Source organism: Amycolatopsis sp. NPDC001319 (assembly GCF_042896185.1).
GTDB lineage: Bacteria > Actinomycetota > Actinomycetes > Mycobacteriales > Pseudonocardiaceae > Amycolatopsis.
This window is the reverse complement of record NZ_JBIAWY010000020.1, coordinates 36343-61205: the sequence shown is the minus strand read 5'-3', so window position 1 is coordinate 61205 and position 24863 is coordinate 36343. Positions and strand designations below refer to the sequence as shown.

Sequence of the window (24863 nt, the reverse complement as noted above, 5' to 3'; positions counted from 1 at the left end):
GGTGGAGGTGTCGTGAGCGGTCGGTCGCTGCGCGGGACGCGGGCGGTGCTGGTGGCCGCCGGGGCGGTGGCGGGCGGCGTGGCCCTCGTGCTGCCGACGGCGCACTTCCTGTCCGACCGGGTGCCCGGCGACGTGCCCAGCCCCGAACTGAGCGTGGCGCTGCGGCTCGTCTGCGCGGTCGCGTTGGCGGCGGCGTTCGCGCTCGCCTGGATCACGCTGCGGCGGCACAGCGACGAGCCGCTGGCGTTCGCGACGCTGCCGGGGCTCGTCATCGTCGGTATCGCCGTGCGCTACCTCGTGCGGACGCTGCCGGCCTACGTCGATCAGCTCCCGGCCGCGCGCATCGGTCCGGCGCTGGGCGCGTGGCTGATCCTGGGCGTCGGCCTGCTGCTGACCCTCACGGGGCTCGCAGCGGGTTTCGCCACGAAGAGACGCTGACGCCGTTGCCAAAGTAGGCAATGCTTACCTAATATCCCCCGCATGACTTCTGGCCTGGTGGGGCGGCGTGGTGCGCTCAAAGCCGCGGTGGGAGTGTCCGCGGGCTGGCCCTGGCGGCTTGTTCGAACTCCGGGGAGACGCCCGCCGCGAGCGGTCCGGCCGCGCCCGGCTTCCCGGTCGACGTGAAGGGTGTCGAGGGCACCACGACGATCCCCCGGCCGCCGCAGCGCGTGGTGTCGGTGGGCCAGTACCGCGACTCCGACGCGGCCGTCGCGCTCGGTGTCGTCCCGCTCATCACGCCGGATCTGGGCAAGTTCCTGCCGGGCGGGATGTCGCCGTGGCTCAAGGCGAAGGCGGGCACCCACCCGCCGGAGCTGTTCGCCGACACGCAGCTGCCGTTCGAGCGCATCGCCGCGCTCAAGCCCGACCTGATCCTCGGCACCGACCGGTCCACGTTGGCCCAGGACTACAAGACGCTCAGCGCGATCGCCCCGACGCTGTCGTCCGCGTCCGGCTACAACAAGGACACCTGGCAGGTCACCACCCGCCGCGTCGCCACGGCACTGGGCCGCTCGCCGGAAGCCCTGTTCTTCGCGCAGCTGGGGCTCGTGCTGTCGCCGAAGGTGACGTCGCTGCCCCAGACCTCCATCCCGGGCCGCTCGCAGATCAGCCCGGAACGCCTGGACCTCATCGACGCCGACGTCCTCGTGCTCACCTACACCACACCCGGCAGCCGCGCGCAAACCGAGGCGCTGCCACTGTTCCAGCAACTCCCCGCCGTGCGCCGCGGCTCGTATGTCGCCCTCGACATCACGACGGCGATCGCCCTGGCGTTCCCCTCGGCACTCAGCGTGCCCTACGGCCTGCAACAGGTCGTGCCCAAGATCTCCGGCGCGATCAAAGCCTGAGCCCGCCAACTCCACCACAGCGCGAGATCGCCGGCTCAAAGGCGATCTCGCACGCCCCGGCGGAGCCGGGGCCAAAATCACTGCAGGAGAGCGACGCACTCCACGTGGTGGGTCATCGGGAAAGCGTCGAACGCCCGCAGGTCCGTGAGGGAGTAGCCGTGGTCGGCGAAGGTCGCGAGGTCGCGGGCGAGGGCGGCGGGATCGCAGGCGACGTACACGATGCGGTCGGGCGAGCCCGCCGCGATGGCGTCCACCACGGCGCGGCCGGCGCCCTTGCGCGGGGGGTCGAGGACGACCACGTCGACGGGCTTCGGGGCGTTTTCGAGGGCGTGTTCGACGCGGCCGGCGCGCCACGAGACCTGGGGCAGGTCGGCGAGGTTGCGTTGGCCGTCGGTCACCGCCTGGCGGCCGGACTCCACGGCGAGCACGTGCCCGTCCGGTCCGACCTGGTCGGCCAGCACCGACGCGAACAGGCCGACGCCGGCGTAGAGGTCCCACGCCACGCCGCCGCGCGGGGCCTCGGCCCACTCGCGTACGAGCTGGGCGAACGTGTCGGCCGCGAAGGGGTGCACCTGCCAGAAGCCGTGGGCGTCGAGGCGCCAGTCGCGGCCGGCCGCGTGTTGCACGGCGAGGCCGCCGGACAGCTGGCGGGACCTGGTGCGGCCGTGGACGGTGGAGAGCTCGCGCAGGTGCGTGTGCCCGTCGCCGTCGGTGGTGGTCTCCAGTTCGGTGCCCGGGCGCCAGCGCTTGGCCAGCGCGACGTCGAGCGTGCCCGGCACCGCGATCGGGCAGTCGTCGAGCGCGACGACGCGGTGGCTGTGGTGCGCGCGCAGCCCGGCGCGGCTGTCGCGGCCGGCCACGAGCCGCACGCGGCTGCGCCAGCCGAGCGGGCCGCCGTCGAGCGGCTCGACCACGACGTCACGCGTGATGCCCGCGAGGCGCTCCAGCTGTTCGGCGACCACGGCCGCCTTCAGCGAACGCTGGTACGCGGGGTCGGCGTGCTGCCAGTCGCAGCCCCCGCAGCCGCCCGGGGCGGCCAGCGGGCACGGCGGCGTGACGCGATGCTCCGACGCCTCGAGCACCTCCACCGCGTCGGCCCGGCAGAACGAACCGCCCTTGTCCTCGGTCACCTCGGCGCGCACGCGCTCGCCCGGCAACCCGTGGCGCACGAACACCACCCGTCCGTCCACACGCGACACGCAGTGGCCGCCGTGGGCGACCGGGCCGATCTCGAGCTCGAGCACGCGGCCGAGCCAATTCTCCGTCATTCAGCAGTTTCCTTGGCCGGTTTGGGGGTTTCCACGGGCTTCGCGACACCACCGGCGCTCGCCGCGAACCCACGTCGCACGTCGCCGGCCGCGGGTCGGGCCCGGCGTTCGCGCTCGGCCGCTTTCGCCGAAGACTCCAGCTGCCACGGCACACTCGCGACGATGACACCCGGCTGGAACAGCAGCCTTCCCTTGAGCCGCAACGCACTCTGGTTGTGCAGCACCTGCTCCCACCAGTGGCCCACCACGTACTCCGGGATGAACACGGTGACCACGTTGCGCGGGTTGTCGCCGCGCACGCGCTTCACGTAGTCCAGCACCGGCTTCGTGATTTCCCGGTAGGGCGACTCGACGACCTTCAGCGGCACCTTGAACTTGTGCGCCTCCCACTCGGCGGTGAGCCGGCGGGTGTCGGCGTCGTCGACGTTCACGGTCACGGCCTCGAGCACGTCGGGCCGCATCGCCTTGGCGTAGGCCAGGGCGCGCAGCGTCGGCCGGTGCAGTTTGGACACCAGCACGATCGCGTGGTTGCGCGAGGGCAGCACCGTCGGGGTGTCGCCGAGTTCCTTCAGCTCTTCGGCCACGCGGTCGTAGTGCTTCCGGATCGCCGTCATCAACGCGAAAATCGCCACCATGGCGGCGATCGCGATCCACGCACCGAGGAGGAACTTGGTGATCAGCACGATGATCAGCACGGTGCCGGTCATCGTGAGGCCGATCGCGTTCACCGTCTGCGAGCGCCGCATCCGCCGCCGCACCGCGCCGTCGGTTTCCTTGGCCAGCAGGCGGTTCCAGTGCCGGACCATGCCGGTCTGGCTGATCGTGAACGACACGAACACACCGACGATGTAGAGCTGGATGAGCCGCGTGACTTCCGCGTCGAACGCGATGATCAGCACCAGCGCGAAGATCGCGAGGAACAGGATGCCGTTGGAGAACGCCAGCCGGTCGCCGCGCGTGTGCAGCTGCCGCGGCAGGTACCGGTCCTGCGCGAGGATCGAGCCGAGCACCGGGAAACCGTTGAAGGCCGTGTTGGCCGCCAGCAGCAGGATGATGCCGGTGGCGAAGGAAATGTAGTAGAACGCCGGCGGGAAGCTGGCGAACACGGCCTGGGCGATCTGCGTCACGATCGTCTTCTGCTGGTACCCCGCCGGAGCGCCCTGCAACTGCTCGGCCGGGTTGTCGGCGAAGTTCACCTTGGTGATCACGGCGAGCGTGATGATGCCGATGAGCATGACCACCGCGAGCACGCCCATCAGCAGCAGCGTGGTGGCCGCGTTCTTCGACTTCGGCTTCCGGAACGCCGGCACGCCGTTGCTGATCGCCTCGACCCCGGTCAGCGCCGCGGCACCGGAGGAGAACGACCGCAGGATCAGGAAGACGAACGCGAAGCCCGTCCACGTGCCTTCGGAGTGCAGTGTGAAGCCCGCGCTCTCGGCCCGCATCGTCGTGCCGGTCGCGGCTTCGATCAGCCCCCACCCGACCATGACCAGGATGCCGATGATGAAGCCGTAGACGGGGATTGCGAAGGCTTTGCCCGATTCGCGCACTCCGCGCAGGTTCAGCGCGGTCAGCACCGCGACGATCACCACGGCGGTGATCACCTTGTGCTCGGCGACCCACGGGATGGCCGAGCCGATGTTGGCCACACCGGACGAAGTGGACACTGCGACGGTCATCACGTAGTCCACGAGCAGCGCGCTGGCCACGGTGAGCCCGAACTTGCTGCCCAGGTTGGTGCCGGCGACCTCGTAGTCACCGCCACCGCTCGGGTAGGCGTGCACGTTCTGCCGGTACGACGCCACGACCGTCAGCATGACCAGCGCCACGGCCACCCCGATCCACGGCGCGAACGCGTACGCCGACAGCCCGGCGAAGCTCAGGGTCAGGAAGATCTCCTCCGGCGCGTACGCGACGCTGGAGAGCGCGTCCGACGCGAAGATCGGCAGCGCGATGCGCTTGGGCAGGAGCGTGTGGCCGAGGCTGTCGCTACGGAACGGACGTCCGAGCACCAGGCGCTTCAGCACGGTCGGGAACTTCGACACCTTGGAAGACTAACTGCCACCCCGCACGGTAGGTTCGGCGCTGGTGCGCGAGGGTACCTACGGACGGGTTTACCCCCACCTACGAGGAGGCAGGGCGTGCACGTGGTGATCATGGGGTGCGGCCGGGTCGGCGCATCCCTGGCCGCGGCGCTGGAGCGTCTCGGCCACGAGGTGGCCGTCATCGACAAGAACCCCCAGGCGTTCCGCCGGCTGGGCAGCGACTTCCACGGCCAGCAGATCGTCGGCGTCGGGTTCGACCGGCAGGTGCTGATCGAGGCGGGCATCGAACAGGCCGGCGCGTTCGCGGCCGTGTCGAGCGGTGACAACTCCAACATCATCTCCGCGCGGGTCGCGCGCGAGAACTTCGGCATCGAGCACGTGGTCGCGCGGATCTACGACCACAAGCGCGCCGCCGTGTACGAGCGGCTCGGCATCCCCACCGTCGCGACGGTGCCGTGGACCACCGACCGCTTCCTGCGCACGCTCCTGCCGGACGGCGTCGCCTCGGTGTGGCGTGATCCCTCGGGCAACGTCGCGCTTCTGCAGCTGCCGCTGAACGAGGGCTGGATCGGGCGCAGCGTGCGCGAGCTCCAGGACGCCACCGGCGCACGCGTCGCGTTCATCATGCGGTTCGGCAACGGCGTGCTGCCGGACAACAAGACCATGGTGCAGGCCGACGACGTCGTGTACGTCGCGGCCCGCTCCGGCACCGTCAGCGACGTGACGAGCGTGGCCGCTCGCGCTCCGGAGGAGGAGAACTGATGCGGGTCGCGATCGCGGGTGCCGGCGCCGTCGGGCGCTCCATCGCCGTCGAGCTGATCGACGGACGGCACCAGGTGATGCTGATCGAGCGCGAGGCCGACCAGTTCGAACCCGACACCGTGCCGCAGGCCGACTGGGTCCTCGGCGACGCGTGCGAGGTCTCGATCCTCGAGGAGTCGGGGATCGAGCGCTGCGACGTGGTGATCGCCGCCACCGGCGACGACAAGTCCAACCTCGTGGTGTCACTGCTCGCGAAGACGGAGTTCGCCGTGCGCCGCGTGGTGGCCCGCGTGAACAACCCCGCCAACGAATGGCTCTTCACCGACGCCTGGGGCGTCGACGTCGCCGTGTCGACCCCGCGCATGCTCGCCGCGATGGTCGAGGAGGCCGTGAGCGTCGGCGACCTCGTGCGGCTGATGACCTTCCGCCAGAGCCAGGCGAACCTCGTGGAGCTCACGCTGCCCGAGGAGACCCCGTTGGCCGGCAAGCCCGTGAGCGAGATCGCGCTGCCCCGCGACGCCGCGCTCGTGACGATCCTGCGCGGCGACCGCGTGATCGTGCCGCAGCCGGAGGACCCGCTGGAGGCCGGTGACGAGCTGCTGTTCGTGGCGACGTCGGACGTCGAGCCGGAGATCCGCACGGCCCTGGGATACTGACGCAGACGGGAAAGGCCCCTCACGAGCACGTGAGGGGCCTTTCCGGCGTCTTGGGGAAGTCGGTCAAACCTCCGGAGTCGGCGTCTGCGCGTACTTCTCGCGCAGCCGGGCCTCGACCTCCGCGTCGGTCTCCGGCTTCGGTTCCGTCTCGGCCAGTGCCTTGAGCCGCTTGTCCGAGCGGCGGACCGCCCAGACGACCACGAGCAGGCCGAGCGCGTAGAGCGGGTAACCCATGGCGATCTTCGCGAACGCCAGCCAGCCGGTGTAGTCGCTGTTGTAGAGCCAGCGCTGCACCACGAACCGGGCGGCGAAGATCACGGCCAGCGCGAGCGTGGCGACGTCGTAGCCGTAGCGCGAGGGCTTGTCCTTGCGCCAGGCCTGGCCGGTGCCGTTGAGCGCGCTCCACACCACGCCGGCGATCGGCCAGCGCACCAGGATCGACAGCACGAACACACCGCAGTAGGCGAGGCTCGCCCAGATGCCGAAGAGGAAGAAGCCCTTGGCCGAACCCGTGCGGAACGCGATGAACGCCGCGATCGCGACCCCGAAGAACCCCGAGATCGCCGGCTGCAGCGGCTCCTTGCGCACGACCCGCAACACCGTGATCGCCACGGCGCTGCCGACCGAGCCCCAGATCGCCGCGGTGAGCCCGAAGAAGGCGTTCACCAGCACGAACACGATCACCGGCACCGACGAGTAGAACAGACCGGACACGCCGCCCATCTGCTCCAGCAACGTGGGTTCGGGCTTCTCGGCGTCGGTGTCGGTTCCGTCGTCGGCGCGGTGCTGGTCGCTGTCCTGCTTTTCGTCCCCGCCTTCGGGCACGTGCTTCTCGTCGCGGGGAGCGGGTTCAGTCACGGGAGTCGATCAACCTACCGGGCTCTGGAGTTCGTAGTACGGGTTGTACAGCACCTTCTGGCCGTCACGCTCTGCCATCCGGCCGCGGACCTTGATGGTCCGACCCGGCTCGATACCGGGGATCCGGCGTCGGCCCAGCCAGATTAGCGTCACGCCCTGTGTGCCGTCGAACAGCTCGGCCTGAAGCGTCGGAGTTCCCTCGCTCGGGCACAGCTCGACGCTGCGCAGCCTGCCGAGCACTGTCGCCTCTTCGCCGGACCGGCAGTCACAGGCGCGGCGCGCCCCTTCGGCCCCGGACCTCTCGGACATCTCGTCGGCGTCGAGGTCCTCGACGTCGCTGGTCAGCTTGCGAACCAACCGGCTGAAGTAGCCGCCGTCCTTGGCGGACATGGTGTGCTCCTGTGCTCCGGGGCCCCCGACTTCGCGGCCCGTGCGTAAACCAGCGTAGCTGTGGTTCACATCAGCGAAACGGGTTTGCGCCAAGATCGCAACGTGACGTCCGCAATCCGGAACCTGCCCGTGGTCCTGCTGCCCGGAACGGGCTCCGACGAAACGTTCGTTCAGTCGGTGTTCACCGGCCCGTTGGCTTTGGTGGGCGCCCGGCTGATCGCGCCTCCCCCGCCGCCCGGTGCCGCGCTCGCCGAGGGGTACCTCGAAGAGCTGGACCGGCTCGCGCGGGTGCACGGGTCGCTGGTCGTCGGCGGCGTCTCGTTCGGCGCGCACCTGGCCGCGGAGTGGGCGGTGGCGAACCCGGGCCGTTGCGAGGGGCTGGTGTGCGCGCTCCCGGCCTGGAACGGCGAGCCCGGCTCAGCGCCCGCGGCCGTCGCGGCGCGCGCCTCAGCCGATCTGGTGGCCGCTCAGGGGGTCGACGGCGCGCTGGCCGCGGTGGCGGCCGGGAGCCCGGCGTGGCTCGTCGACGAGTTGTCTCGGGCCTGGCGGCGCCACGGCGACGACCTGGTGCCGGGGCTGCGGGTCGCGGCGGGCCGGCGCGCGCCGTCGTTGACCGAATTGGCGACGGTCGCGGTGCCGGCCGGGGTCGCCGGGTGCGCCGGCGACCTGGTGCACCCCGTGGCGGTGGCGCGCGAGTGGGCCGGGGTGCTGCCGAGAGGGGAGCTGGGCGTGGTCGAGCTGGCCGATTTCGGGCGGGACCGCGAAGTGCTCGGACGCGCGAGCCTGGTCGGGTTCCTGAAGGGCTGGTTCGGGTCCGCCGCCGGAACTGTGTAGTGAAAAGAAATGAACGAAGGCCCCGGCACGGGTGAGTGCCGGGGCCTTCCTCGTACGACGGTCAGCCTTCTTGCTGCTCGGCGATGTGCTGCGCGACGGCTTCCGGGAGCGTGATGGGGAGCGGGGTGCGCACCGGCATCGGGGAGTCGCCGCGGTCGACGATCGTGTGGCGCACGATCATGCGGAGCACGTCGGGCGCCTGCGCGGACTGCGACTGCGGACCGGCGATCACGCCGCGCAGCATCCAGCGCGGGCCGTCGACACCGACGAAGCGCAGCGCGACGTCGCCGACGATGGCCGAGAGCTCCAGGCCCCACTCGCCGCGGCCGACCGTCACCTTCGCGCCGTCGGCCCGCAGCTGGTCGGCCAGCTCGGTGCCGACCTCGCGCCACAGGCCGCCGGAGCGCGGCGCCGCGTAGGCGCTGACCGTGATCTGGCCCTGCTCGGTCACCACGTGGACCGCGCGGACACCACCGGCCTCCGGGTCCATCTCGACCTGCACCTGCGAGCCGTCCGGGACCGGGACCCGCACCGAACCGAGGTCGATGCGCGGGATGCCGTCCTCTTCGGCGTCGGCGACGTCGAAGGGCCCCTGCTCGGTCTCCGACAACTGGTTCTCGGGTTCGATCGCGTCGTCGGCGTCCGCCCCGGTGTCGCCCGCGGCGCCGTCGGCGGGCTCGGTCGGCCCGCCGTCGGACTTGCGCTTGCGTCCGAAGATCCCCACTACTTCTCCGTTCCTTCCCCAGTGCCCGCGTCCGCGCCGGGCACGTCCGGGACCAGTGTGGCGTGCCCGCCCGTCGAGCCGTAACCACCGGCGCCACGTTCGGTGTCGCCGAGCTCGGCGACCTCCACGAACACGGCGTGCTCGACCCGCTGGATCACCAGCTGCGCGATCCGGTCGCCGCGCGCGAGCACCACCGGCTCGTGGAGATCATGGTTGATGAGGCAGATCCGGATCTCACCGCGGTACCCCGCGTCGATCGTGCCGGGGGTGTTCACCACCGAAAGGCCCACGCGGGCCGCCAGCCCCGAGCGCGGGTGGACGAACCCCGCGAACCCCGGCGGCAGCGCGATCGCGACGCCGGTTCCCACCACCCCGCGTTCGCCGGGCCCGAGCACGATATCCGAGGTGGTGACGAGGTCGGCGCCCGCGTCGCCGGGCCGCGCGTACGCGGGCAACGGGACGCCGGGGTCGAGCCGGGAGAGGAGTACCTGAACGCTGGACACGGGCCGCGAGACTACCCTTGTCGCGTGGCTGACACCGTGAACACCGCCGTGAAGCGCGGACTGGCGCACTCCGAACGGCTGTACGTGCCGTGGTGGGGCTGGCCGCTGCCGATGCTCGGCGCGATCCTGCTCGGCGTGGAGATCCACCTCGGGTACCCCTCGATCCCGGTGTGGATCCCGCTGCCCATCGCCATCGTCGTGATGGGCGCGCTGCTGCTGTCGCTCGGCCGCTCGCGCGTGCGGGTGACGGGCAGTGACGAGCCGGAGCTGTGGGTCGGCGACGCGCACCTGCCGCTGCGCTTCGCCGGCGTGGTCGAGATCCTCGAGAAGGACGACAAGCGCCGCGCCCTCGGACGCGACGGCGACCCGGCCGCGTTCGTGATGCACCGCGGCTGGGTGGGCCCGGCGGTCCGCGTGCAGCTCACGGACCCGGCCGACCCCACGCCGTACTGGCTGTTCAGCACGCGCAAGCCGAAGCGCGTCGCCGAACTGCTGCGCGCCCGTTCCTGAACGAGCGCGCCTGAAGTTTTCCGCGGGACCGGTCCCGCGGACGCGGAAGGGGGCCGGCCTGGTGGGCCGACCCCCTTTACCCAGCTCGCGAGCGAGCTTCCCCGGACCGCCGCGACTGTGTTTCCCCTGAAAACCTGTGTTCCCCTGAAGCCCTGTACGAGATCCCCGTACGCCGTCAGGCGCAGGCTGTGCTCAGGCGCAGTCGCGGCAGATCAGCCGGCCGCCGTTGTCTTCGGCGAGCCTGCTGCGGTGGTGCACCAGGAAGCAGACCGAGCAGGTGAACTCGTCAGCCTGCTTCGGCACGACCTTCACGGTCATGTCCTCACCGGAAAGCCCGGAAAGGTCGGCACCAGGAAGCTCGAAGTTCTCGGCGTTCGCGTCCTCGTCGACGTCGACGACGCCGGACTGGTTCTCGTTCCGCCGGGCCTTCAGCTCCTCCAACGAGTCTTCGGCCAGCTCGTCGGCTTCGCTGCGGCGCGGAGCGTCGTAGTCGGTAGCCATGTGTCCCTCACCCCTGCGAATCAGCTTGTCTTGTTCTTCCGGTCCCGCGGGCGTGCCCGTGAGCCGGTCGTGCCGCTGGTCAACGTTCCAGCGCCCCTGTTTGTGCCCGGCGTCCGCAGTGACCGAGGTCTCAGCCAGGTGCCCCTCTTCCTGCGGCCGGAGCCCGGGAAGGGTAGCTCACTGTTCGCCGAGCTCCGCACCGAGTCGGGCGTTGCTTGAATTTCGTCACCCGACAGGGGGAACCCGCAGGTGAGACGGGTGCGGTCCGGTCAGGTTGCCCGCGCGTCGCGAAGATCACCCGGCAGCGGTGTCCGCTTGCTCCTGCGGAGGTCTCCGTGGTGCGATCGGCGGACCGGGGATTCGCGGCCCGGCCTCGGCGGGGACGGGGCGGGCACACGGTGACCCGCGCCACCGGGTGCGGCGCCGAACGCCTAGGCTGGGCGGCTACGGCGGCCCGCACGGTGTCGCCTGGTGAAACCGGGGACGAAACCGGGGGACGAAACCGACCGGGGCGCGCGGCGCCACGCGGTCGTGGGGGTCTCGCGGCGAGGGGTCCGCGGACGGGGTTTCCGCGTTCGGGAAGGGACGGGGCAGGTGGCGTCGGGGAACGGCTCGGGGGACCGTGGTGCGCGGCCCTATCGCAAGCACCGGCCGCTGCCCGCGCTCATCGTGATCGGGGTGCTCGCCCTCGGCGCGGTGTTCGTGTGGGTGAACGCCGTGGTCGGCCGAGGGGACGTCGACGAGGCCGTGCTCTGCACGCCCGCCCCCACTCCGCCACCGGGCACCACTTACACGACCGTGGCCCACAACGGCCTCGACGACCGCTCCCCCGTGCCGCCCGACAAGGTGGCGCTGAAGGTCCTCAACGCGAGCACCACGCGCGGCCAGGGCGGCATCACGACCACGGCCCTGCGCGAGCTCGGCTTCACCGCCACCGGCGACCCGGCCAACGACCCGGCGTACCCCAAGGGCGACGCCAAGTGCCGCGGCCAGATCCGCTACGGCGAGAACGGCGCCGCGGCCGCGCGCACGGTGAGCCTCGTGGTGCCGTGCGCCGAGCTCGTGCGCGACAACCGCAAGGACGCCAGCGTCGACCTCGTCACCGGCACGCTCTTCGACGACATCCGCCCGCGCCCGGAGGCGCGCCAGATCCTCCAGAAGCTCGCCGACTGGTCCAAGTCCCACCAGGGCGGGGGCGGCAACGAGCAGTCCTCGGGCCCCGGCGCGCCGGTGATCGACCAGACGCTGCTCGCCGCGGCCCGCGACGTCGCCTGCTGACCCTGGACCCCCGCGCGGGGGTCCAGGGCACGCGTCAGACGCTCTTGGCGTCCAGCGAAGCCAGCACCTGGCGCAGCGGCTCCGCGATGCCGGGCGCCGCCGCGAAGGTCACGTCCTCACCGAGGTCGGGTGCCGAACCCGGCAGGAGGATCGTCGCGCCGGCCTCGGCCGCGACGAGCGCCCCGGCGGCCCAGTCCCAGCGGTGCAGGCCGTGCTCGAAGTACGCGTCGAGCCAGCCCGCGCCGACCGCGCACAGCTCCAGCGACGCCGCCCCGCCGCGGCGGAGGTCGCGCACGTGCCCGAGCAGCTCGCCCGCGAGCGCGCCCTGGCGCACGCGACGGTCGCGCGCGTAGGCGAACCCCGTGCCGACCAGCGACAGGTCCAGGCGCGTCGGCGAGGACGCCGAGAGACGCCTGCCGTCGAGCCAGGCACCCTGGCCCCGCGCGGCCGTCCAGCGGCGGCCGCTGACGGGTTCCACGACCGCGCCGGCCACCGACACCCCGTCGACCTGAGCGGCCAGCGACACCGCGAACGCCGGCAGCCCGTAGAGGAAGTTGACGGTCCCGTCGATCGGGTCCACCACCCAGGTCACGCCGGACCCGGCCGCGGCGCCGCCGCCCTCCTCCCCGAGCACGGGCTCGCCCGGGCGCAGCTCGGCCAGCCGCGCGCGCACCAGCTCCTCGGACTCCTTGTCGATCGCGGTGACCACGTCGGTGTCCGCCGACTTGGTGTCGACGCGGACCTCACCGCCCGCCTGCATGGCGGTCCAGGCCGCCCGCACCAGCCCGGCCGCCTCGACCGCCACCTGCTCCGCAACGCTTTTCAGCAACGACTCGTCAGCTCCCACGTCCGACATGTCACCACATCCGGTTAAAGTCTCCGCAGCAGACTTCTGAATCGTGCGAGAAGGGACCACGTCAGTGACGGCGACCCGAGGTTTCGGAATCGACATCGGCGGCAGCGGGATCAAGGGCGCGCTGGTCGATTTGGAAACGGGACAGCTCATCGGCGAGCGACACCGGATCGAGACGCCGCAGCCGTCGACACCCGACGCCGTCGCGGACGTGGTGGCCGAGATCGTGCGCGCCGCGGAGTGGGACGGACCGGTCGGCGTGACGCTGCCGGCGGTCGTCAAGAAGGGCGTCGCGCACACCGCGGCCAACATCGACCACGCCTGGATCGGCACGGACGCCGACGCGCTGTTCGCCAAGCGGCTCGGCAAGAGCGTCGCGGACGTGGCGATGCTCAACGACGCCGACGCGGCCGGCATGGCCGAGATCCGCTTCGGCGACAAGGCGGCGCGCACCGGCGTCACCGCCCTGCTGACCTTCGGCACCGGCATCGGCAGCGCCGTCTTCCACGACGGCAAGCTCGTGCCGAACACCGAGTTCGGCCACCTCGAGGTCGACGGCCACGACGCGGAGAAGCGCGCCGCGGCGTCGGTGAAGGACAACGAGGGCCTGTCCTACCACCAGTGGGCCAAGCGGGTACACCGTTACCTGACCGTGCTGGAGAACCTGATCTGGCCGGATCTGTTCATCGTCGGCGGCGGCGTGAGCAAGAAGGCGGAGAAGTGGGTGCCGCTGCTGGAGGTCCGGACTCCGGTGATCGTGGCTTCGCTGCAGAACAACGCGGGCATCGTCGGCGCCGCCGCGGCCGCGGTCGAGGGCATCGAGCACTGATCGAGCACGGACCCGCAGACGCCCGGGAACGGCCGCGAAACCAACGCGCGGGTCACGGGAAGGTCACGTGCGGGTACCGTGCGGCAGGCCGGAGGGTGATCGCTTCGCGACGCACTGCCCGGCCGTCGTTACAATGGAACGCGGCCCACGGCTGCGGGAGTGAAAACCGCAGGCCGAGGCGTGTTCCCCGAATGTGAGGCAGCCGAGGTGGCGATACCTCGGCTCGTCATGATCGACCGCTGCGAAAGGGCGTAAGTGGCAGCCGCAAGAACCGCAACCCGAAGCGGGACGAAGACAGCGACCGCAGCCGGCGAGCCGGCCGACGAGGCAGCCACCGGCGCGGCGAAACCCAAGACCGCCACCAGGTCTGCCGGCGCGAAGAAGGCTCCGGCCAAGAAAGCGCCGGCCAAGAAGGCCACCACCAAGGCGCCCAAGACCGAAGACGGCGACCCGGACGGCCCGGTCGACCTCGACGAGGTCGAACTCGACACCCCGGACCTGTCCGACCTGGAAGAGGTCGAGGTCGACGTCGTCGACGAGACGGTCAACGACGAGGTCGCCGACGACGACTCCGACGACTCGGAAGACGAAGCCGAGGAGACGGAGACGCCCGCCGCGCGCCGCCGGAGCAACGCAGCCGCCGAGAAGGGGCCGAAGTCCGCCTCGGACAACCCGGACTTCGTCTGGGACGAGGAGGAGTCCGAGGCGCTGCGCCAGGCGCGCAAGGACGCCGAGCTCACCGCGTCGGCGGACTCGGTGCGTGCCTACCTCAAGCAGATCGGCAAGGTCGCGCTGCTCAACGCCGAGGAGGAGGTGGAGCTCGCCAAGCGCATCGAGGCGGGTCTCTACGCCGCCGAGCGCGTGCGCACCGCCGAGGAGGAGGGCGAGAAGCTCGTCACCCAGATGCGCCGCGATCTCAAGTGGATCGTGCGCGACGGCGAGCGCGCCAAGAACCACCTGCTGGAGGCGAACCTCCGGCTCGTGGTCTCGCTGGCCAAGCGCTACACCGGCCGCGGGATGGCGTTCCTGGATCTCATCCAGGAAGGCAACCTCGGCCTGATCCGCGCGGTGGAGAAGTTCGACTACACCAAGGGCTACAAGTTCTCGACGTACGCCACGTGGTGGATCCGCCAGGCGATCACCCGCGCGATGGCCGACCAGGCCCGCACCATCCGCATCCCGGTGCACATGGTCGAGGTCATCAACAAGCTCGGCCGTATACAGCGCGAACTCCTTCAGGACCTCGGCCGCGAGCCGACGCCCGAGGAGCTCGCCAAGGAGATGGACATCTCGCCGGAGAAGGTCCTGGAGATCCAGCAGTACGCGCGTGAGCCGATCTCGCTGGACCAGACCATCGGCGACGAGGGCGACTCGCAGCTCGGTGACTTCATCGAAGACTCCGAAGCGGTCGTCGCGGTCGACGCGGTGTCGTTCACGCTGCTGCAGGACCAGCTCCAGTCGGTGCTGCAGACGCTGTCCGAGCGCGAGGCGGGCGTGGTCCGGCTGCGCTTCGGTCTCACCGACGGCCAGCCGCGCACGCTTGACGAGATCGGCCAGGTCTACGGCGTCACGCGTGAGCGCATCCGCCAGATCGAGTCGAAGACGATGTCGAAGCTGCGGCACCCGTCGCGGTCCCAGGTCCTCCGGGACTACCTGGACTGATCACCCAGTCTCGACGAAGAACCCCGTCACCGGAATCCGGTGGCGGGGTTCTTTGCTGTGCGCGAAGATCCACCGGGCTTTGATCAACGGGGCAGGCTTCTCGACCGGGCACTGATCGGTGGGGTACGGACCGACCGGCCACTGTGGACGAAGAGGGCTCCCGCCCACAGGACTGGACCTCCGCCGCCCGGACAGGTCCATACCATGACCGGTATGTCCGTTTCCAGTGTTCCGCGTGCGTTCGCAACATTTCCCTCCACTCCCGGAAACATTTCCGGAACGTGATCCGCGGTATTCGCCCACACACCCACGGCGACGATCCGCACGAAGTGAATACCTCGCGGGCCCCGTCCACCGCAACATCCGAAAGTCGGTCCTTCACGTGCCCGCGGCGGAAATCGTGATTATTTGGTTGCCTGGGAACGAAGATCGAAGGGCCTTCTCCGGATTATGCTGCGCCGACAACGAGCGTCAGCAGCATTCGGAAGGCAGCACCGGCTAGTGTTTTCGACGAAAACTCAATCGGGCGAGAGTCAGGCGTGGCCGTCGGTACGGAGTGGAACCTCCGTTCCCGGTGAATCGAGGAAACCGTGATCGGCTTCCTCCTCCGCCGCCTCGTCAACTACGTGGCATTGTGCCTGGTCGCCACCTTCGCGGCCTTTTCCTTGGCGTCGCTGGCTTTCAGCCCGCTCGACGCGCTGAAGCTGCGGAACCCACCGGCTCCGCAGTCCACAATCGACGCCAAGGCGGCCGAGCTCTACCTGAACCAGCCCATCCCCGAGCGCTTCTTCACCTGGCTCGGCGGAGTGCTGCACGGGAACTTCGGCCGCACGGTCGCCGACCAGCCGATCACCGACGAGCTCTTCCGCCGCGCCGGCGTGAGCCTTCGGCTGTTCCTGCTGGGCATCACGATCGGCATCATCATCGGCGTGCTCGTCGGGGTGGTGAGCGCGATCCGGCAGTACAAGGTCAGCGACTACGTGGCCACCACGTTCTCGTTCGTCGTGCTGTCCACTCCGGTCTTCGTGATCGCCACGATCCTCAAGGCGGGCGCCCAGTCGGTGAACGACAACCTGCTCGGCGGGTACCAGTTCTTCATCGTGCAGGGCGAGACGAGCGGCCTCGACGGCAGTTTCGGCGACGTGCTGCTCGACCGGTTGCAGCACATCATCGTGCCGACCCTGGCGATCGTGCTGACGCAGGTGGCGTACTACAGCCGCTACCAGCGTTCGGCGATGCTCGACGTCCTCGGCTCCGACTTCCTGCGCACCGCACAGGCAAAGGGCCTCACGCGCCGGCGCGCGCTGTTCAAGCACGGCTTGCGCACGGCGCTGATCCCGATGGCGACGCTGTTCGCGTTCGGCTTCGGCCTGCTCATCACGGGCGGCATCTTCACCGAGCGGATCTTCGGCTGGTACGGCATGGGCGACTGGCTGGTGACCGGGATCCAGAAGCAGGACACCAACATCGTCGCGACCGTGACGCTGTTCATCGCGATCTGCGTGCTGCTGGCCGGGTGGCTGGCCGACGTGCTCTACGCCGCGCTCGACCCGAGGGTGAGGATCTGATGGCCGCTCCCGTGAACGAGGCCGACATCGCCGACTCCGCCGTGCTGGCGGTCGACCCGGGCAACGAGGCCGAGAGCAAGTCCTCCAGCCGCGGCAAGCTCGTGTTCCGCCGGTTCCTGCGCAACAAGCTCGCGGTCGTCTCGCTGGCCGTGATCGTGCTGTTCTACGTGCTGGCCTTCACCTACACGTGGTACTCGCCGTGGTCGTACGACGAGCTCGACCCGCTGTCGAACCTGCTGCCGCCGGACGGGAACCACTGGTTCGGCACGAACCAGATCGGCGGCGACATGTTCGCGCAGACCATGCGCGGGCTGCAGAAGTCGCTCACGATCGGCCTGCTGGCCGCACTGTTCTCCACGGGCGTCGCCTCGATCGTCGGCGCGGCCGCCGGGTACTTCGGCGGCTGGACCGACCGCATCGCCATGTGGTTCGTGGACCTGCTGCTGATCCTGCCGCCGTTCCTGATCATCTCGATCCTCTCGCCGGCCTTCCGCGGCAAGACGTGGCTGATCCTGGTCGGCCTGATCGCGTTGTTCCAGTGGATGATCACCGCCCGCATCGTGCGCGGCATGACGCTGACCCTGCGCGAGCGCGAGTTCGTGAAGGCCGCGCGGTTCATGGGCCAGCCGTCGTGGCGGATCATCGCCAAGCACATCGTGCCGAACATGGCCTCGCTGCTGATCATCGACGCGACGATCAACGTCGGCGTCGCGATCATCACCGAAACCTCGCTGTCGTTCTTCGGGTTCGGCGTGCAGTCGCCCGACGTTTCGCTCGGCACGCTCATCGCCGACGGCACCGACGCCGTGCGCACCTTCCCCTGGCTGTTCTACATCCCGGCGGGCTTCCTCGTGGTCACCGTGCTCGCGGTGAACTACGCGGGTGACGGCCTGCGCGACGCGCTCGACCCGTCGTCAAGCCGGTCGCGGCGCAAGGAACGCAAGCGCATCGCCGAGAAGACGAAGTCCCCCAGCACCACAGGAGCCACAGCATGACCGCCTCACTCGCACTGGGCGCGGAGACCGAGAAGCCCACCGGCACGGTGCTGGAGGTCGCCGACCTCGACGTGTCCTTCCCGTCGGAGTCCGGCCGCGTGCACGCGGTGCGCGGCCTGAACTACCAGGTCGCGGCCGGCGAGGTGCTGGGCATCGTCGGCGAGTCCGGGTCCGGCAAGTCGGTGTCGTCGCTGGCGGTCATGGGCCTGCTCCCGCCGCAGGCGCGCATCTCCGGCTCCATCCGGTTCCAGGGCAGCGAGCTCATCGGCAAGTCCGACGTCGAACTGTCCAAGCTGCGCGGCAAGAAGATCTCCATGGTCTTCCAGGACCCGCTCTCGGCGCTGACGCCCGTGTACACCGTGGGCGCGCAGATCGCCGAGGCGCTGCTGGTGCACGCCAAGGGCTCGATGACCAAGCAGCAGGCCAACAACCGGGCCGTGGAGCTGCTCGACCTCGTCGGCATCCCGAACGCCGCGGCGCGCGCCAAGGCGTTCCCGCACGAGTTCTCCGGTGGTATGCGCCAGCGCGCGGTGATCGCCATCGCGATCGCCAACGACCCGGACCTGATCATCGCCGACGAGCCGACCACCGCGCTCGACGTGACCGTGCAGGCCCAGGTGCTGGAGGTCCTCAAGACCGCGCAGGAGGTGACCGGCGCTGGCATCGTGATCATCACCCACGACCTCGGTGTGGTCGCCGGGTTCGCCGACCGCCTGATGGTCATGTACGCCGGGCGCGCCGTGGAGCAGGGCCCGGTCGAGACCATCTACGCCCAGCCGCGGATGCCGTACACGCTGGGTCTGCTGGGCTCGATCCCCCGCGTCGACGCACACGAGAAGCAGCCGCTGGTGCCGATCGAGGGCCAGCCGCCCTCGCTGGTGAACCTGCCCTCGGGCTGTCCGTTCGCGCCGCGCTGCCCGCTGGCGATCGACGCGTGCCACCAGGCCGAGCCCGAGCTGCTCACGATCACGCCGGGCAACCCGAACGCGCCGGTCGACACCACGCACCGCGCCGCGTGCATCCGCACCGAGGAGCTGGCCGGTCCCAAGGCCGACGCGGCGGAGGTCTACGGCGCCGAGGTGATCGAGGAGGCGGCGGTCGCGAAGCTGCCGCGCACCCAGCGCACCACCGTGCTCGACGTGCAGGACCTGCAGAAGCACTACCAGATCACCAAGGGCGCGGTGCTCAAGCGCAAGGCCGGGGTGGTCAAGGCGGTCGACGGCATCAGCTTCGACATCGTCGAGGGCGAGACGCTGGGCCTGGTCGGCGAGTCCGGCTGCGGCAAGTCGACCACGCTGATGGAGATCCTCGAGCTGGCCGCCCCGCAGAACGGGTCGGTGGCGGTGCTCGGCCGGGACGTCGCGAAACTGACCGGCAAGGGGCGCAAGGAGATCCGGCGCGACCTGCAGGTCGTGTTCCAGGACCCGATGGCCGCGCTCGACCCGCGGCTGCCGATCGGCGACATCATCGCCGAGCCGATGGTGACCCACGGCTACGACAAGGCGCGCATCGCCAAGCGCGTGCCCGAGCTGCTCGGGCTCGTGGGGCTGCGCGCGGAGCACGCCGACCGGTACCCGGCGGAGTTCTCCGGCGGGCAGCGCCAGCGCATCGGCATCGCCCGGGCGCTCGCGCTCGAGCCGAAGCTGATCGTGCTCGACGAGCCGGTGTCCGCGCTGGACGTGTCGATCCAGGCGGGCGTGATCAACCTGCTCGACGAGCTGAAGGCCAAGCTCGGGCTGTCGTACCTGTTCGTGGCCCACGACCTTTCGGTGATCCGGCACATCGCCGACCGCGTGGCCGTGATGTACCTCGGCAAGATCGTCGAGATCGGCGACGTGGAGACGGTCTTCGACGCGCCGCAGCACCCGTACACGCAGGCGCTGCTGTCCGCGATCCCGATCCCCGACCCGATCAAGGAACGCGAGCGCACGCGGATCATCCTCACCGGTGACCTGCCCAGCCCGGCCAACCCGCCGTCGGGCTGCCGGTTCCGCACGCGCTGTTTCGTGTTCTCGCAGCTGTCCGAACAGGACAAGCAGAAGTGCATCGACGTCGAGCCGCCGCGCGAGCCGCGCGCGGACGACCACGACGTCGCCTGCCACTACGCCAAGACCCGCGAAGTCGTGTAGCCACGCATCCGTTGGCACACAGGGAAAGAAAGGTAAACATGATGCGACGGAGAATGGCCGCGATCGTGGCCCCCGTTGCCGCTCTGGGGCTCCTGCTCGCCGCTTGTGGCGGCGGCTCCTCCAGTGGTGGCAACAGCGGGCTTCAGGACGCCGGCAGCCAGCAGGTCAAGACCGCGGACATCAACGCGATGCCGGTCGACCAGCTCAAGGACGGCGGCGACCTCAAGTGGCCGGTCGACCAGCTGCCCGACAACTGGAACTACAACGAGGTCGACGGCACGGTCCTCGACGGCGCGAACATGTTCGGCGCCATCCTGCCGTATCCGTTCCCGCAGAACGCGGACGCGACGGTGGGCGTGGACCCGAACTACCTCACCTCGGCCGAGGTCATCAGCACGGACCCGCAGGTCATCGAGTTGAAGATCAACCCGAAGGCCAAGTGGAGCAACGGCCGGCAGTTCTCGTGGGAGGACTACGCGGCGCAGGCCAACGTCCTCAACGGCAAGAATCCCGCCTACCAGGTGTCCGGCACCACGGGCTACGAGGACATCGCGAAGGTCGAGAAGGGCACCGACGACCAGGACGTCAAGATCACCTTCGCCAAGAAGTTCGCGGAGTGGAAGTCGCTGTTCAGCCCGCTGTACCCGAAGGAGCTGAACTCCGACCCGGACACGTTCAACAAGTCCTGGGCCGCGAAGCCGGCGATCACCGCGGGTCCGTTCAAGGTCAAGAGCATCGACGCGACCGCCAAGACCGCGGTCTTCGAGCGTGACCCGAACTGGTGGGGCGCGAAGCCGAAGCTCGACACCGTGACCTACAAGGTCGTCGACCGCCCCGCGCAGCCGGACGCCTTCGCCAACGGTCAGATCGACTTCTACAACATCAACAACGACATCAACACCTTCAAGCGCGCCCAGGCCGACCCCAACGCGGTCGTCCGGCAGTCGACCTACCCGGACTACACGCACCTGACCTTCAACGGTGCGTCCGGTTCGATCCTCGCCGACAAGGACCTGCGCCTGGCGCTGATGAAGGGCGTCGACACCGTCGGGATCAGCAAGGCGATCCTCGGGCAGATGCAGAAGGACACCACGCCGATCGGCAACCACCTGTACCTCAAGGGTTCCAAGACCTACGAGGACCACTCCGGTCCGTACAAGTTCAACGCCGACGCCGCGAAGGCCGACTTGGACAAGCTCGGCTGGAAGCTCAACGGTGACACGCGCGCCAAGGACGGCAAGCAGCTCAAGGTGCGCCTGGTGATCCCGTCGGGCACCCCGATCAGCCAGCAGATCGGCCAGATCCTGCAGTCGGAGTTCAAGGCGATCGGCGTCGCGCTGGACATCCAGGCCGTGCCCACCACCGAGTTCTTCAAGAACTACGTCAACGTCGGCAACTTCGACCTGACGATCTTCCGCTGGATCTCGAACTCGTTCCCGATCGGCGGCAACAAGGGCATCTACTACCTCGACCCGAAGAACATCAACCAGAACTACGGCCGCATCGGTGACGACAAGCTGAACCAGCTGCTCGACACCGCGGCCCAGGAACTGGACGACACGAAGCGGGCCGCGGACATCAACGCCGCCGACAAGGAGATCTGGACCCTGGGCCACCAGCTCCCGATCTTCCAGTCGCCGGGTGCGTTCGCGACGCGCAAGACGCTGGCGAACTTCGGTTCGCCGGGTTACGCGAACAACCCGTACGACTACACCAAGATCGGCTTCGTGAAGTAACTCGGTACCCCCGGACAAGAGCGGCGCGGGCCCCGGCCCGCGCCGCTCTTTCCTTTGTAGACACCTAAGGTGGAACGCATGCGGAGTTTCCTGCGGCTGCGGCCGGTGCGCCACGTCCTCGTGACGAGCGCCGTGGTGCTGCTCGCGTGCGCGGTGGTGTTCGTGGTGCAGCTGCTGGAGTTCTCCCACGCGCAGGCCGAGGTCCGGGGCATCACGGCGCAGGCCACGGGCACGGTGGTGCGCGGCGGCGAAGGCTCGGCGACCGTGCGCTTCCCGGTGGCCGGCGGGTCGCTCGCGACGGCGGACGTCGCGCTGGACAGCTCGGCCCCGAAGACCGGCACGAGCGTGCCCGTGCTGTACGACCCCGCGCGGCCCTCGCGCGCGCTGATCCGCGACGCCACCCCGATCGTGACCGCCGACCGCGCGACGACCTACGCCACGGTGACCGTGGTCGCGGCCGCGGCGGTGCTGGCCGTGGACCTCTTCCTGTTCTTCACGCGCTTCGTCCGGCCCGCGCGGGCCGCGGCGTCGACGTCCCCGATCCCGGTGCGGCGAGTGAAGGTGCAACGCGGGCTGCTCACGCGGTCCTGGCTCGAAACCGAGACGGCGTCGCCGCGCTGGATCCCGGTGTACTTCTCCCCCACGCTGATCGGCCTGCCCACGCCGACGAAGGTCGTGGTCCGCGGCGACGTGCGCCGCGACCGGCTCGTCGCCGTCGAGGTGGGCGACGAGCTGCTGTACCCGGCGGGCTCCGTGCGGGCCACCGAACCGCGCGGCCGCCGCATCGACAACCCGGCCGAGCCGGACGAGGAACGCGCGCTCGCCGCGGCGCGCCCCGTGCCGCTCGTGCGCCAGTTCCGCGCCGACCTGCCGGTGCTGGCCGCCGCGCCCGTCGTCGGGGCGTTCTGGGCCTTCGTCGACGGCAGCGGCTTCAGCGGCTGGCTCGTGGTCACCGTGCTCGTCGCCGCGTTCGGCTTCTGGTGGGCCGCGCTGCGCGGCTCCGACCCGTCGGTCTGAACCACCCCAATGTGGCGTTGGGTGCGCTCAACGCACCCAACGCGGCGTTCGGTGCGTTCCAGCGCACCGAACGCCGCATTGGGGCGCTCAGGGGAGCAGCAGGGCCGTGAGGACGGCGGCGAGCTCGTCGTAGGAATCGGCGAGCTTCTCGGCCTGGTCAAGGCGGTGTCGTTCCAGCCGTAGCGCGCCCAGGTGGCGGGCGCGGTAGTAGAGCATGCGCCGCCGGGCCTCGGGCGAGGTGCCGAGCGGGCCGTAGGCGTCCCAGAACGCGTCCCGCTCCGCGCCGGGCTTGGCCAGCGCCATGCGGATCGGCCAGTCGGCCTCCGGGTCGCCCCACCAGCTGCGGTCGTGGTCGTAGACGCCGGTGACGCGGAGATCGTCGGTGAGCATCACGTTGATCGTCCAGAGATCACCGTGGAGCAGGCGCGGTTCGGTGACCTCGTCGAGCAGCGCCGAGTCGCGGGCGGCGAGCTTGCCGACCTCGCGCACGTCGCCGGCGTCGAGGCCGCGGTCCTCCAGGTCGAGCGCGTTGTCGGCGAAGAAGGCGACCAGCGCTTCGCTCCACGAGGCGAAGTGCGGTCCCGCGACCGGGCCGAAGCCGGGCCCGCGCACGTCGTGCACCAGGCGCGTCAGGCGGCCCAGCTCGCGGTAGAACGGCGCGCGCTCGGCCGGCGGATACGTCGGCAGCACGTCGGGCCCGGCGCGGCCGGTGAGCACGGCCTGCACCACGTAGTCGCGCGGAAGCACCTCGTGGGTGAAGTCGGCGGCGATCGTGCGCGGCAGCAGGTGCGCGATGGGCGCGAAGTACGGCGCCGCGACGTACTCGTTGCGCATGAACTGCCACTCGGTCCGCGTCTGGCGCGCGGGCTCGGGGGCCACGCGCAGGATCACCGGCCCGTCGGCGAGCTCCACGCGGTAGGTCGTGTTGTAGCCGCCCCAGCCCAGCTCGGTCGCGGCGCGCACCACGGTGGCGGGCCCGAACACGCGCTCGCACACGGCTTCGATCTGCTCGGGGCCGAGCTGCTGCTGGAACGCCCCGATCGGGCGGTCGAGGGGGCGGAAGTCCATGGGCTCATCCTGGCAGCCCCGTGAATACTCAGGGCACCGCCAGGCCCTCGCGCCTCAACGACTCCTCGATGCGCAGCCGTTCGAGGTCGCGGTCGATGCCCTCGGGCAGGGACTCGAGCCGGTGCTCGACGCCGACCGCGCGGCAGGCCGTCTGGAGCAGCTCGTCGTAGGCCTGGCGGGTGCCGATGCGGCGGGCCGCCGGAGTGCCGGGCGGGTACGACGCGAGCACCCGGTGCACCCGGCGCAGGTCCGCGGAGAGGCGTTCGACGGGCGGGCCCGCCGGCTGTGGCTGCTCGCGGCGGCGGTCCCGCAGCCAGCGGTAGACGGCGGGCACGCGCAGCGCGCACCAGAAGAGCGCCGAGGGGGCGATGCTGACCACGGCGAAGAGGACGAGAGGCCCGGCCACGCTGCCGGTCGCGTCGGCCACGCGTCCAGTGTAAGCCGCGTCACAGGTGATCGCGCCGGCGTTTGCGGGCCTGTCCCGCGAACAGCACGGCCGCGCCCACCGCGAGCAGCACGGCGCTGGCCGCGATGTGCAGCTGCGGGGGCAGCAGGTGCAGCTGCACGAACCAGCTGGGGTTCGTGGAGCCGGCGAGCCGGTTGATGAGCCCGCCGGCCCCCTGGATCACGAGCAGGAGACCGAGCAGCTCGATCACGAGGTCACCTTTTCCTTGCTCGGCTCGTCCTTCTTGCCGAACAGCTCGGTCCACAGCGGGCCGGCGAACAGCCAGATGCCCACGAGGCCGCCGAGGCGCGGCAGCCAGTCCCACAGCGGTCCGACCTGACCCGGGCGGCCGATGAGGAAGATCGCGGCGAGCAGCAGCACGGCGGCGATCACGCAGGCCAGCACGCACTTGTACCACTCCCGCCACTCGTGGCGGACCTTTGCCTTGCCCCGCAGTTTCGGTGCGGGCGGCGGGCCGCCGGCGAAGCGGTGGGCGAAGCGCACGTCGGCCCAGCGGACCATGCTCGGGCCGAACACGACGCTGAAGCCCAGGTACACGGCGGCGAGGCCGTGCGAGAGGTTCGGGGTCGTGCCGCTCGCGAGGTCGATGACGGTGGCGACCAGCACCACCAGGTCGATCGCGGGCACGGCGGCCAGCAGCACGGTGCTGAACTTCTTCCGCTTCAGCGGGTAGCGCGCCACCAGGCCGCCCACGAGCACGACCCAGAAGGCCACTTCACCCCCGACGATGAGCAGGGTCGCCGGGTTGTCGACGAGGTAGTTCCCGATAGCGTTCATGATCCCCACTGTCCCGCGAAGAACACTGGGGCGAATCGGTGAAGGGCACGATCGGGGGGTCATCACTTAGTAGGACGACCACCAGTGG

Annotated in this window: 26 protein-coding genes; 14 read left to right on the top strand and 12 right to left on the bottom strand. The window is 70.3% G+C overall.

Annotation, left to right across the window (positions count from 1 at the left end; translation table 11 throughout):
• Positions 1-12 precede the first annotated feature (12 nt).
• Together ACFY1H_RS45420 and ACFY1H_RS45415 are read left to right on the top strand one after the other, a co-directional pair.
• The gene (locus ACFY1H_RS45420) at positions 13-438 is read left to right on the top strand and encodes a hypothetical protein (RefSeq protein ID WP_386956253.1); all 426 of its coding nucleotides are present in this window, start codon (positions 13-15) and stop codon (positions 436-438) included.
• Between the two features lie 182 nt (positions 439-620).
• Positions 621-1346 (top strand): ABC transporter substrate-binding protein, encoded by a 726-nt coding sequence (locus ACFY1H_RS45415; protein WP_386956252.1) that lies wholly within the window; start codon positions 621-623, stop codon positions 1344-1346.
• A gap of 77 nt (positions 1347-1423) precedes the next feature.
• Here the strand turns inward: ACFY1H_RS45415 and ACFY1H_RS45410 are convergent, their stop codons facing one another.
• Together ACFY1H_RS45410 and ACFY1H_RS45405 are read right to left on the bottom strand one after the other, a co-directional pair.
• Positions 1424-2614 (bottom strand): class I SAM-dependent RNA methyltransferase, encoded by a 1191-nt coding sequence (locus ACFY1H_RS45410; protein WP_386956251.1) that lies wholly within the window; start codon positions 2612-2614, stop codon positions 1424-1426.
• On the bottom strand, positions 2611-4659 hold the full coding sequence (locus ACFY1H_RS45405) for an APC family permease (protein ID WP_366588028.1): 2049 nt from the start codon (positions 4657-4659) through the stop codon (positions 2611-2613). Before ACFY1H_RS45405 ends, ACFY1H_RS45410 begins: the two co-directional genes overlap by 4 nt.
• A 96-nt stretch (positions 4660-4755) precedes the next feature.
• Between ACFY1H_RS45405 and ACFY1H_RS45400 the strand changes: the two genes are divergently transcribed.
• Complete coding sequence (locus ACFY1H_RS45400) at positions 4756-5421, top strand: TrkA family potassium uptake protein (RefSeq protein WP_366588026.1); 666 nt, start codon at positions 4756-4758, stop codon at positions 5419-5421.
• Positions 5421-6077 carry a TrkA family potassium uptake protein gene (locus ACFY1H_RS45395; RefSeq protein WP_360596843.1) on the top strand — a complete coding sequence of 219 codons (657 nt, stop codon included), beginning with the start codon at positions 5421-5423 and terminating at the stop codon, positions 6075-6077. The genes ACFY1H_RS45400 and ACFY1H_RS45395 overlap by 1 nt, the downstream gene beginning before the upstream one ends.
• Positions 6078-6140: 63 nt before the next feature.
• Here the strand turns inward: ACFY1H_RS45395 and ACFY1H_RS45390 are convergent, their stop codons facing one another.
• Together ACFY1H_RS45390 and ACFY1H_RS45385 are read right to left on the bottom strand one after the other, a co-directional pair.
• Positions 6141-6935, bottom strand: coding sequence for a DUF3159 domain-containing protein (locus ACFY1H_RS45390; protein ID WP_386956250.1), 795 nt, complete (start codon positions 6933-6935; stop codon positions 6141-6143).
• A gap of 9 nt (positions 6936-6944) precedes the next feature.
• Complete coding sequence (locus tag ACFY1H_RS45385) at positions 6945-7325, bottom strand: OB-fold nucleic acid binding domain-containing protein (protein ID WP_220238342.1); 381 nt, start codon at positions 7323-7325, stop codon at positions 6945-6947.
• Positions 7326-7427: 102 nt separating this feature from the next.
• Between ACFY1H_RS45385 and ACFY1H_RS45380 the strand changes: the two genes are divergently transcribed.
• Positions 7428-8159, top strand: coding sequence for an alpha/beta fold hydrolase (locus ACFY1H_RS45380; protein ID WP_386956249.1), 732 nt, complete (start codon positions 7428-7430; stop codon positions 8157-8159).
• Positions 8160-8220: 61 nt separating this feature from the next.
• On the opposite strand, the gene ACFY1H_RS45375 is transcribed toward ACFY1H_RS45380, so the two are convergent.
• Positions 8221-8883, bottom strand: coding sequence for a DUF3710 domain-containing protein (locus tag ACFY1H_RS45375; RefSeq protein ID WP_366588022.1), 663 nt, complete (start codon positions 8881-8883; stop codon positions 8221-8223).
• Complete coding sequence (gene dut, locus ACFY1H_RS45370) at positions 8883-9386, bottom strand: dUTP diphosphatase (RefSeq protein WP_366588020.1); 504 nt, start codon at positions 9384-9386, stop codon at positions 8883-8885. Before dut ends, ACFY1H_RS45375 begins: the two co-directional genes overlap by 1 nt.
• 24 nt (positions 9387-9410) lie before the next feature.
• On the opposite strand from dut, the gene ACFY1H_RS45365 reads away from it, so the two are divergent.
• Positions 9411-9896, top strand: coding sequence for a DUF3093 domain-containing protein (locus ACFY1H_RS45365; protein WP_386956248.1), 486 nt, complete (start codon positions 9411-9413; stop codon positions 9894-9896).
• A gap of 192 nt (positions 9897-10088) precedes the next feature.
• On the opposite strand, the gene ACFY1H_RS45360 is transcribed toward ACFY1H_RS45365, so the two are convergent.
• Positions 10089-10397, bottom strand: coding sequence for a DUF4193 domain-containing protein (locus ACFY1H_RS45360; protein ID WP_204090248.1), 309 nt, complete (start codon positions 10395-10397; stop codon positions 10089-10091).
• A 594-nt stretch (positions 10398-10991) separates the two neighbouring features.
• Between ACFY1H_RS45360 and cei the strand changes: the two genes are divergently transcribed.
• A complete protein-coding gene (gene cei, locus ACFY1H_RS45355) occupies positions 10992-11675 on the top strand; it encodes an envelope integrity protein Cei (RefSeq protein ID WP_366588016.1) in 684 nt (227 codons plus the stop codon).
• A gap of 34 nt (positions 11676-11709) precedes the next feature.
• Here the strand turns inward: cei and ACFY1H_RS45350 are convergent, their stop codons facing one another.
• Positions 11710-12531 carry an inositol monophosphatase family protein gene (locus tag ACFY1H_RS45350; protein ID WP_366588014.1) on the bottom strand — a complete coding sequence of 274 codons (822 nt, stop codon included), beginning with the start codon at positions 12529-12531 and terminating at the stop codon, positions 11710-11712.
• Between the two features lie 64 nt (positions 12532-12595).
• Here ACFY1H_RS45350 and ppgK point away from each other — a divergent pair, with 64 nt between their 5' ends.
• From ppgK to ACFY1H_RS45315, 7 genes are all read left to right on the top strand, one after another.
• The gene (gene ppgK / locus ACFY1H_RS45345; protein ID WP_366588012.1) at positions 12596-13357 is read left to right on the top strand and encodes a polyphosphate--glucose phosphotransferase; all 762 of its coding nucleotides are present in this window, start codon (positions 12596-12598) and stop codon (positions 13355-13357) included.
• Positions 13358-13612: 255 nt separating this feature from the next.
• Positions 13613-15019 (top strand): RNA polymerase sigma factor, encoded by a 1407-nt coding sequence (locus ACFY1H_RS45340; protein ID WP_386956247.1) that lies wholly within the window; start codon positions 13613-13615, stop codon positions 15017-15019.
• Positions 15020-15609: 590 nt separating this feature from the next.
• On the top strand, positions 15610-16587 hold the full coding sequence (locus ACFY1H_RS45335) for an ABC transporter permease (RefSeq protein ID WP_360596855.1): 978 nt from the start codon (positions 15610-15612) through the stop codon (positions 16585-16587).
• Positions 16587-17582 carry an ABC transporter permease gene (locus ACFY1H_RS45330; RefSeq protein ID WP_366588007.1) on the top strand — a complete coding sequence of 332 codons (996 nt, stop codon included), beginning with the start codon at positions 16587-16589 and terminating at the stop codon, positions 17580-17582. Before ACFY1H_RS45335 ends, ACFY1H_RS45330 begins: the two co-directional genes overlap by 1 nt.
• On the top strand, positions 17579-19711 hold the full coding sequence (locus ACFY1H_RS45325) for a dipeptide ABC transporter ATP-binding protein (RefSeq protein ID WP_386956246.1): 2133 nt from the start codon (positions 17579-17581) through the stop codon (positions 19709-19711). Before ACFY1H_RS45330 ends, ACFY1H_RS45325 begins: the two co-directional genes overlap by 4 nt.
• Before the next feature lie 41 nt (positions 19712-19752).
• Positions 19753-21447, top strand: coding sequence for an ABC transporter family substrate-binding protein (locus ACFY1H_RS45320; protein WP_386956245.1), 1695 nt, complete (start codon positions 19753-19755; stop codon positions 21445-21447).
• A 78-nt stretch (positions 21448-21525) separates the two neighbouring features.
• Positions 21526-22464: a DUF3592 domain-containing protein gene (locus ACFY1H_RS45315; RefSeq protein WP_386956244.1), complete on the top strand. Its 939-nt coding sequence runs from the start codon at positions 21526-21528 to the stop codon at positions 22462-22464.
• An 87-nt stretch (positions 22465-22551) separates the two neighbouring features.
• On the opposite strand, the gene ACFY1H_RS45310 is transcribed toward ACFY1H_RS45315, so the two are convergent.
• The 4 genes from ACFY1H_RS45310 to ACFY1H_RS45295 are packed head-to-tail and all read right to left on the bottom strand — an operon-like array spanning position 22552 to position 24775.
• A complete protein-coding gene (locus ACFY1H_RS45310) occupies positions 22552-23532 on the bottom strand; it encodes a phosphotransferase family protein (protein ID WP_386956243.1) in 981 nt (326 codons plus the stop codon).
• 28 nt (positions 23533-23560) lie between these two features.
• Positions 23561-23959 (bottom strand): hypothetical protein, encoded by a 399-nt coding sequence (locus ACFY1H_RS45305; protein WP_386956242.1) that lies wholly within the window; start codon positions 23957-23959, stop codon positions 23561-23563.
• A gap of 19 nt (positions 23960-23978) precedes the next feature.
• Positions 23979-24188: a hypothetical protein gene (locus ACFY1H_RS45300; protein ID WP_364174377.1), complete on the bottom strand. Its 210-nt coding sequence runs from the start codon at positions 24186-24188 to the stop codon at positions 23979-23981.
• Positions 24185-24775, bottom strand: coding sequence for a hypothetical protein (locus ACFY1H_RS45295; protein WP_386956241.1), 591 nt, complete (start codon positions 24773-24775; stop codon positions 24185-24187). Before ACFY1H_RS45295 ends, ACFY1H_RS45300 begins: the two co-directional genes overlap by 4 nt.
• Between the last annotated feature and the right edge of the window lie 88 nt (positions 24776-24863).

Coding starts and splice junctions, on each gene's coding strand:
- ACFY1H_RS45410 (WP_386956251.1), bottom strand. CDS start 2,614: ATGACGGAGAATTGGCTCGGCCGCGTGCTCGAGCTCGAGATCGGCCCG.
- ACFY1H_RS45395 (WP_360596843.1), top strand. CDS start 5,421: ATGCGGGTCGCGATCGCGGGTGCCGGCGCCGTCGGGCGCTCCATCGCC.
- ACFY1H_RS45385 (WP_220238342.1), bottom strand. CDS start 7,325: ATGTCCGCCAAGGACGGCGGCTACTTCAGCCGGTTGGTTCGCAAGCTG.
- ACFY1H_RS45360 (WP_204090248.1), bottom strand. CDS start 10,397: ATGGCTACCGACTACGACGCTCCGCGCCGCAGCGAAGCCGACGAGCTG.
- ACFY1H_RS45350 (WP_366588014.1), bottom strand. CDS start 12,531: ATGTCGGACGTGGGAGCTGACGAGTCGTTGCTGAAAAGCGTTGCGGAG.
- ACFY1H_RS45330 (WP_366588007.1), top strand. CDS start 16,587: ATGGCCGCTCCCGTGAACGAGGCCGACATCGCCGACTCCGCCGTGCTG.
- ACFY1H_RS45325 (WP_386956246.1), top strand. CDS start 17,579: ATGACCGCCTCACTCGCACTGGGCGCGGAGACCGAGAAGCCCACCGGC.
- ACFY1H_RS45320 (WP_386956245.1), top strand. CDS start 19,753: ATGCGACGGAGAATGGCCGCGATCGTGGCCCCCGTTGCCGCTCTGGGG.
- ACFY1H_RS45315 (WP_386956244.1), top strand. CDS start 21,526: ATGCGGAGTTTCCTGCGGCTGCGGCCGGTGCGCCACGTCCTCGTGACG.
- ACFY1H_RS45310 (WP_386956243.1), bottom strand. CDS start 23,532: ATGGACTTCCGCCCCCTCGACCGCCCGATCGGGGCGTTCCAGCAGCAG.
- ACFY1H_RS45295 (WP_386956241.1), bottom strand. CDS start 24,775: ATGAACGCTATCGGGAACTACCTCGTCGACAACCCGGCGACCCTGCTC.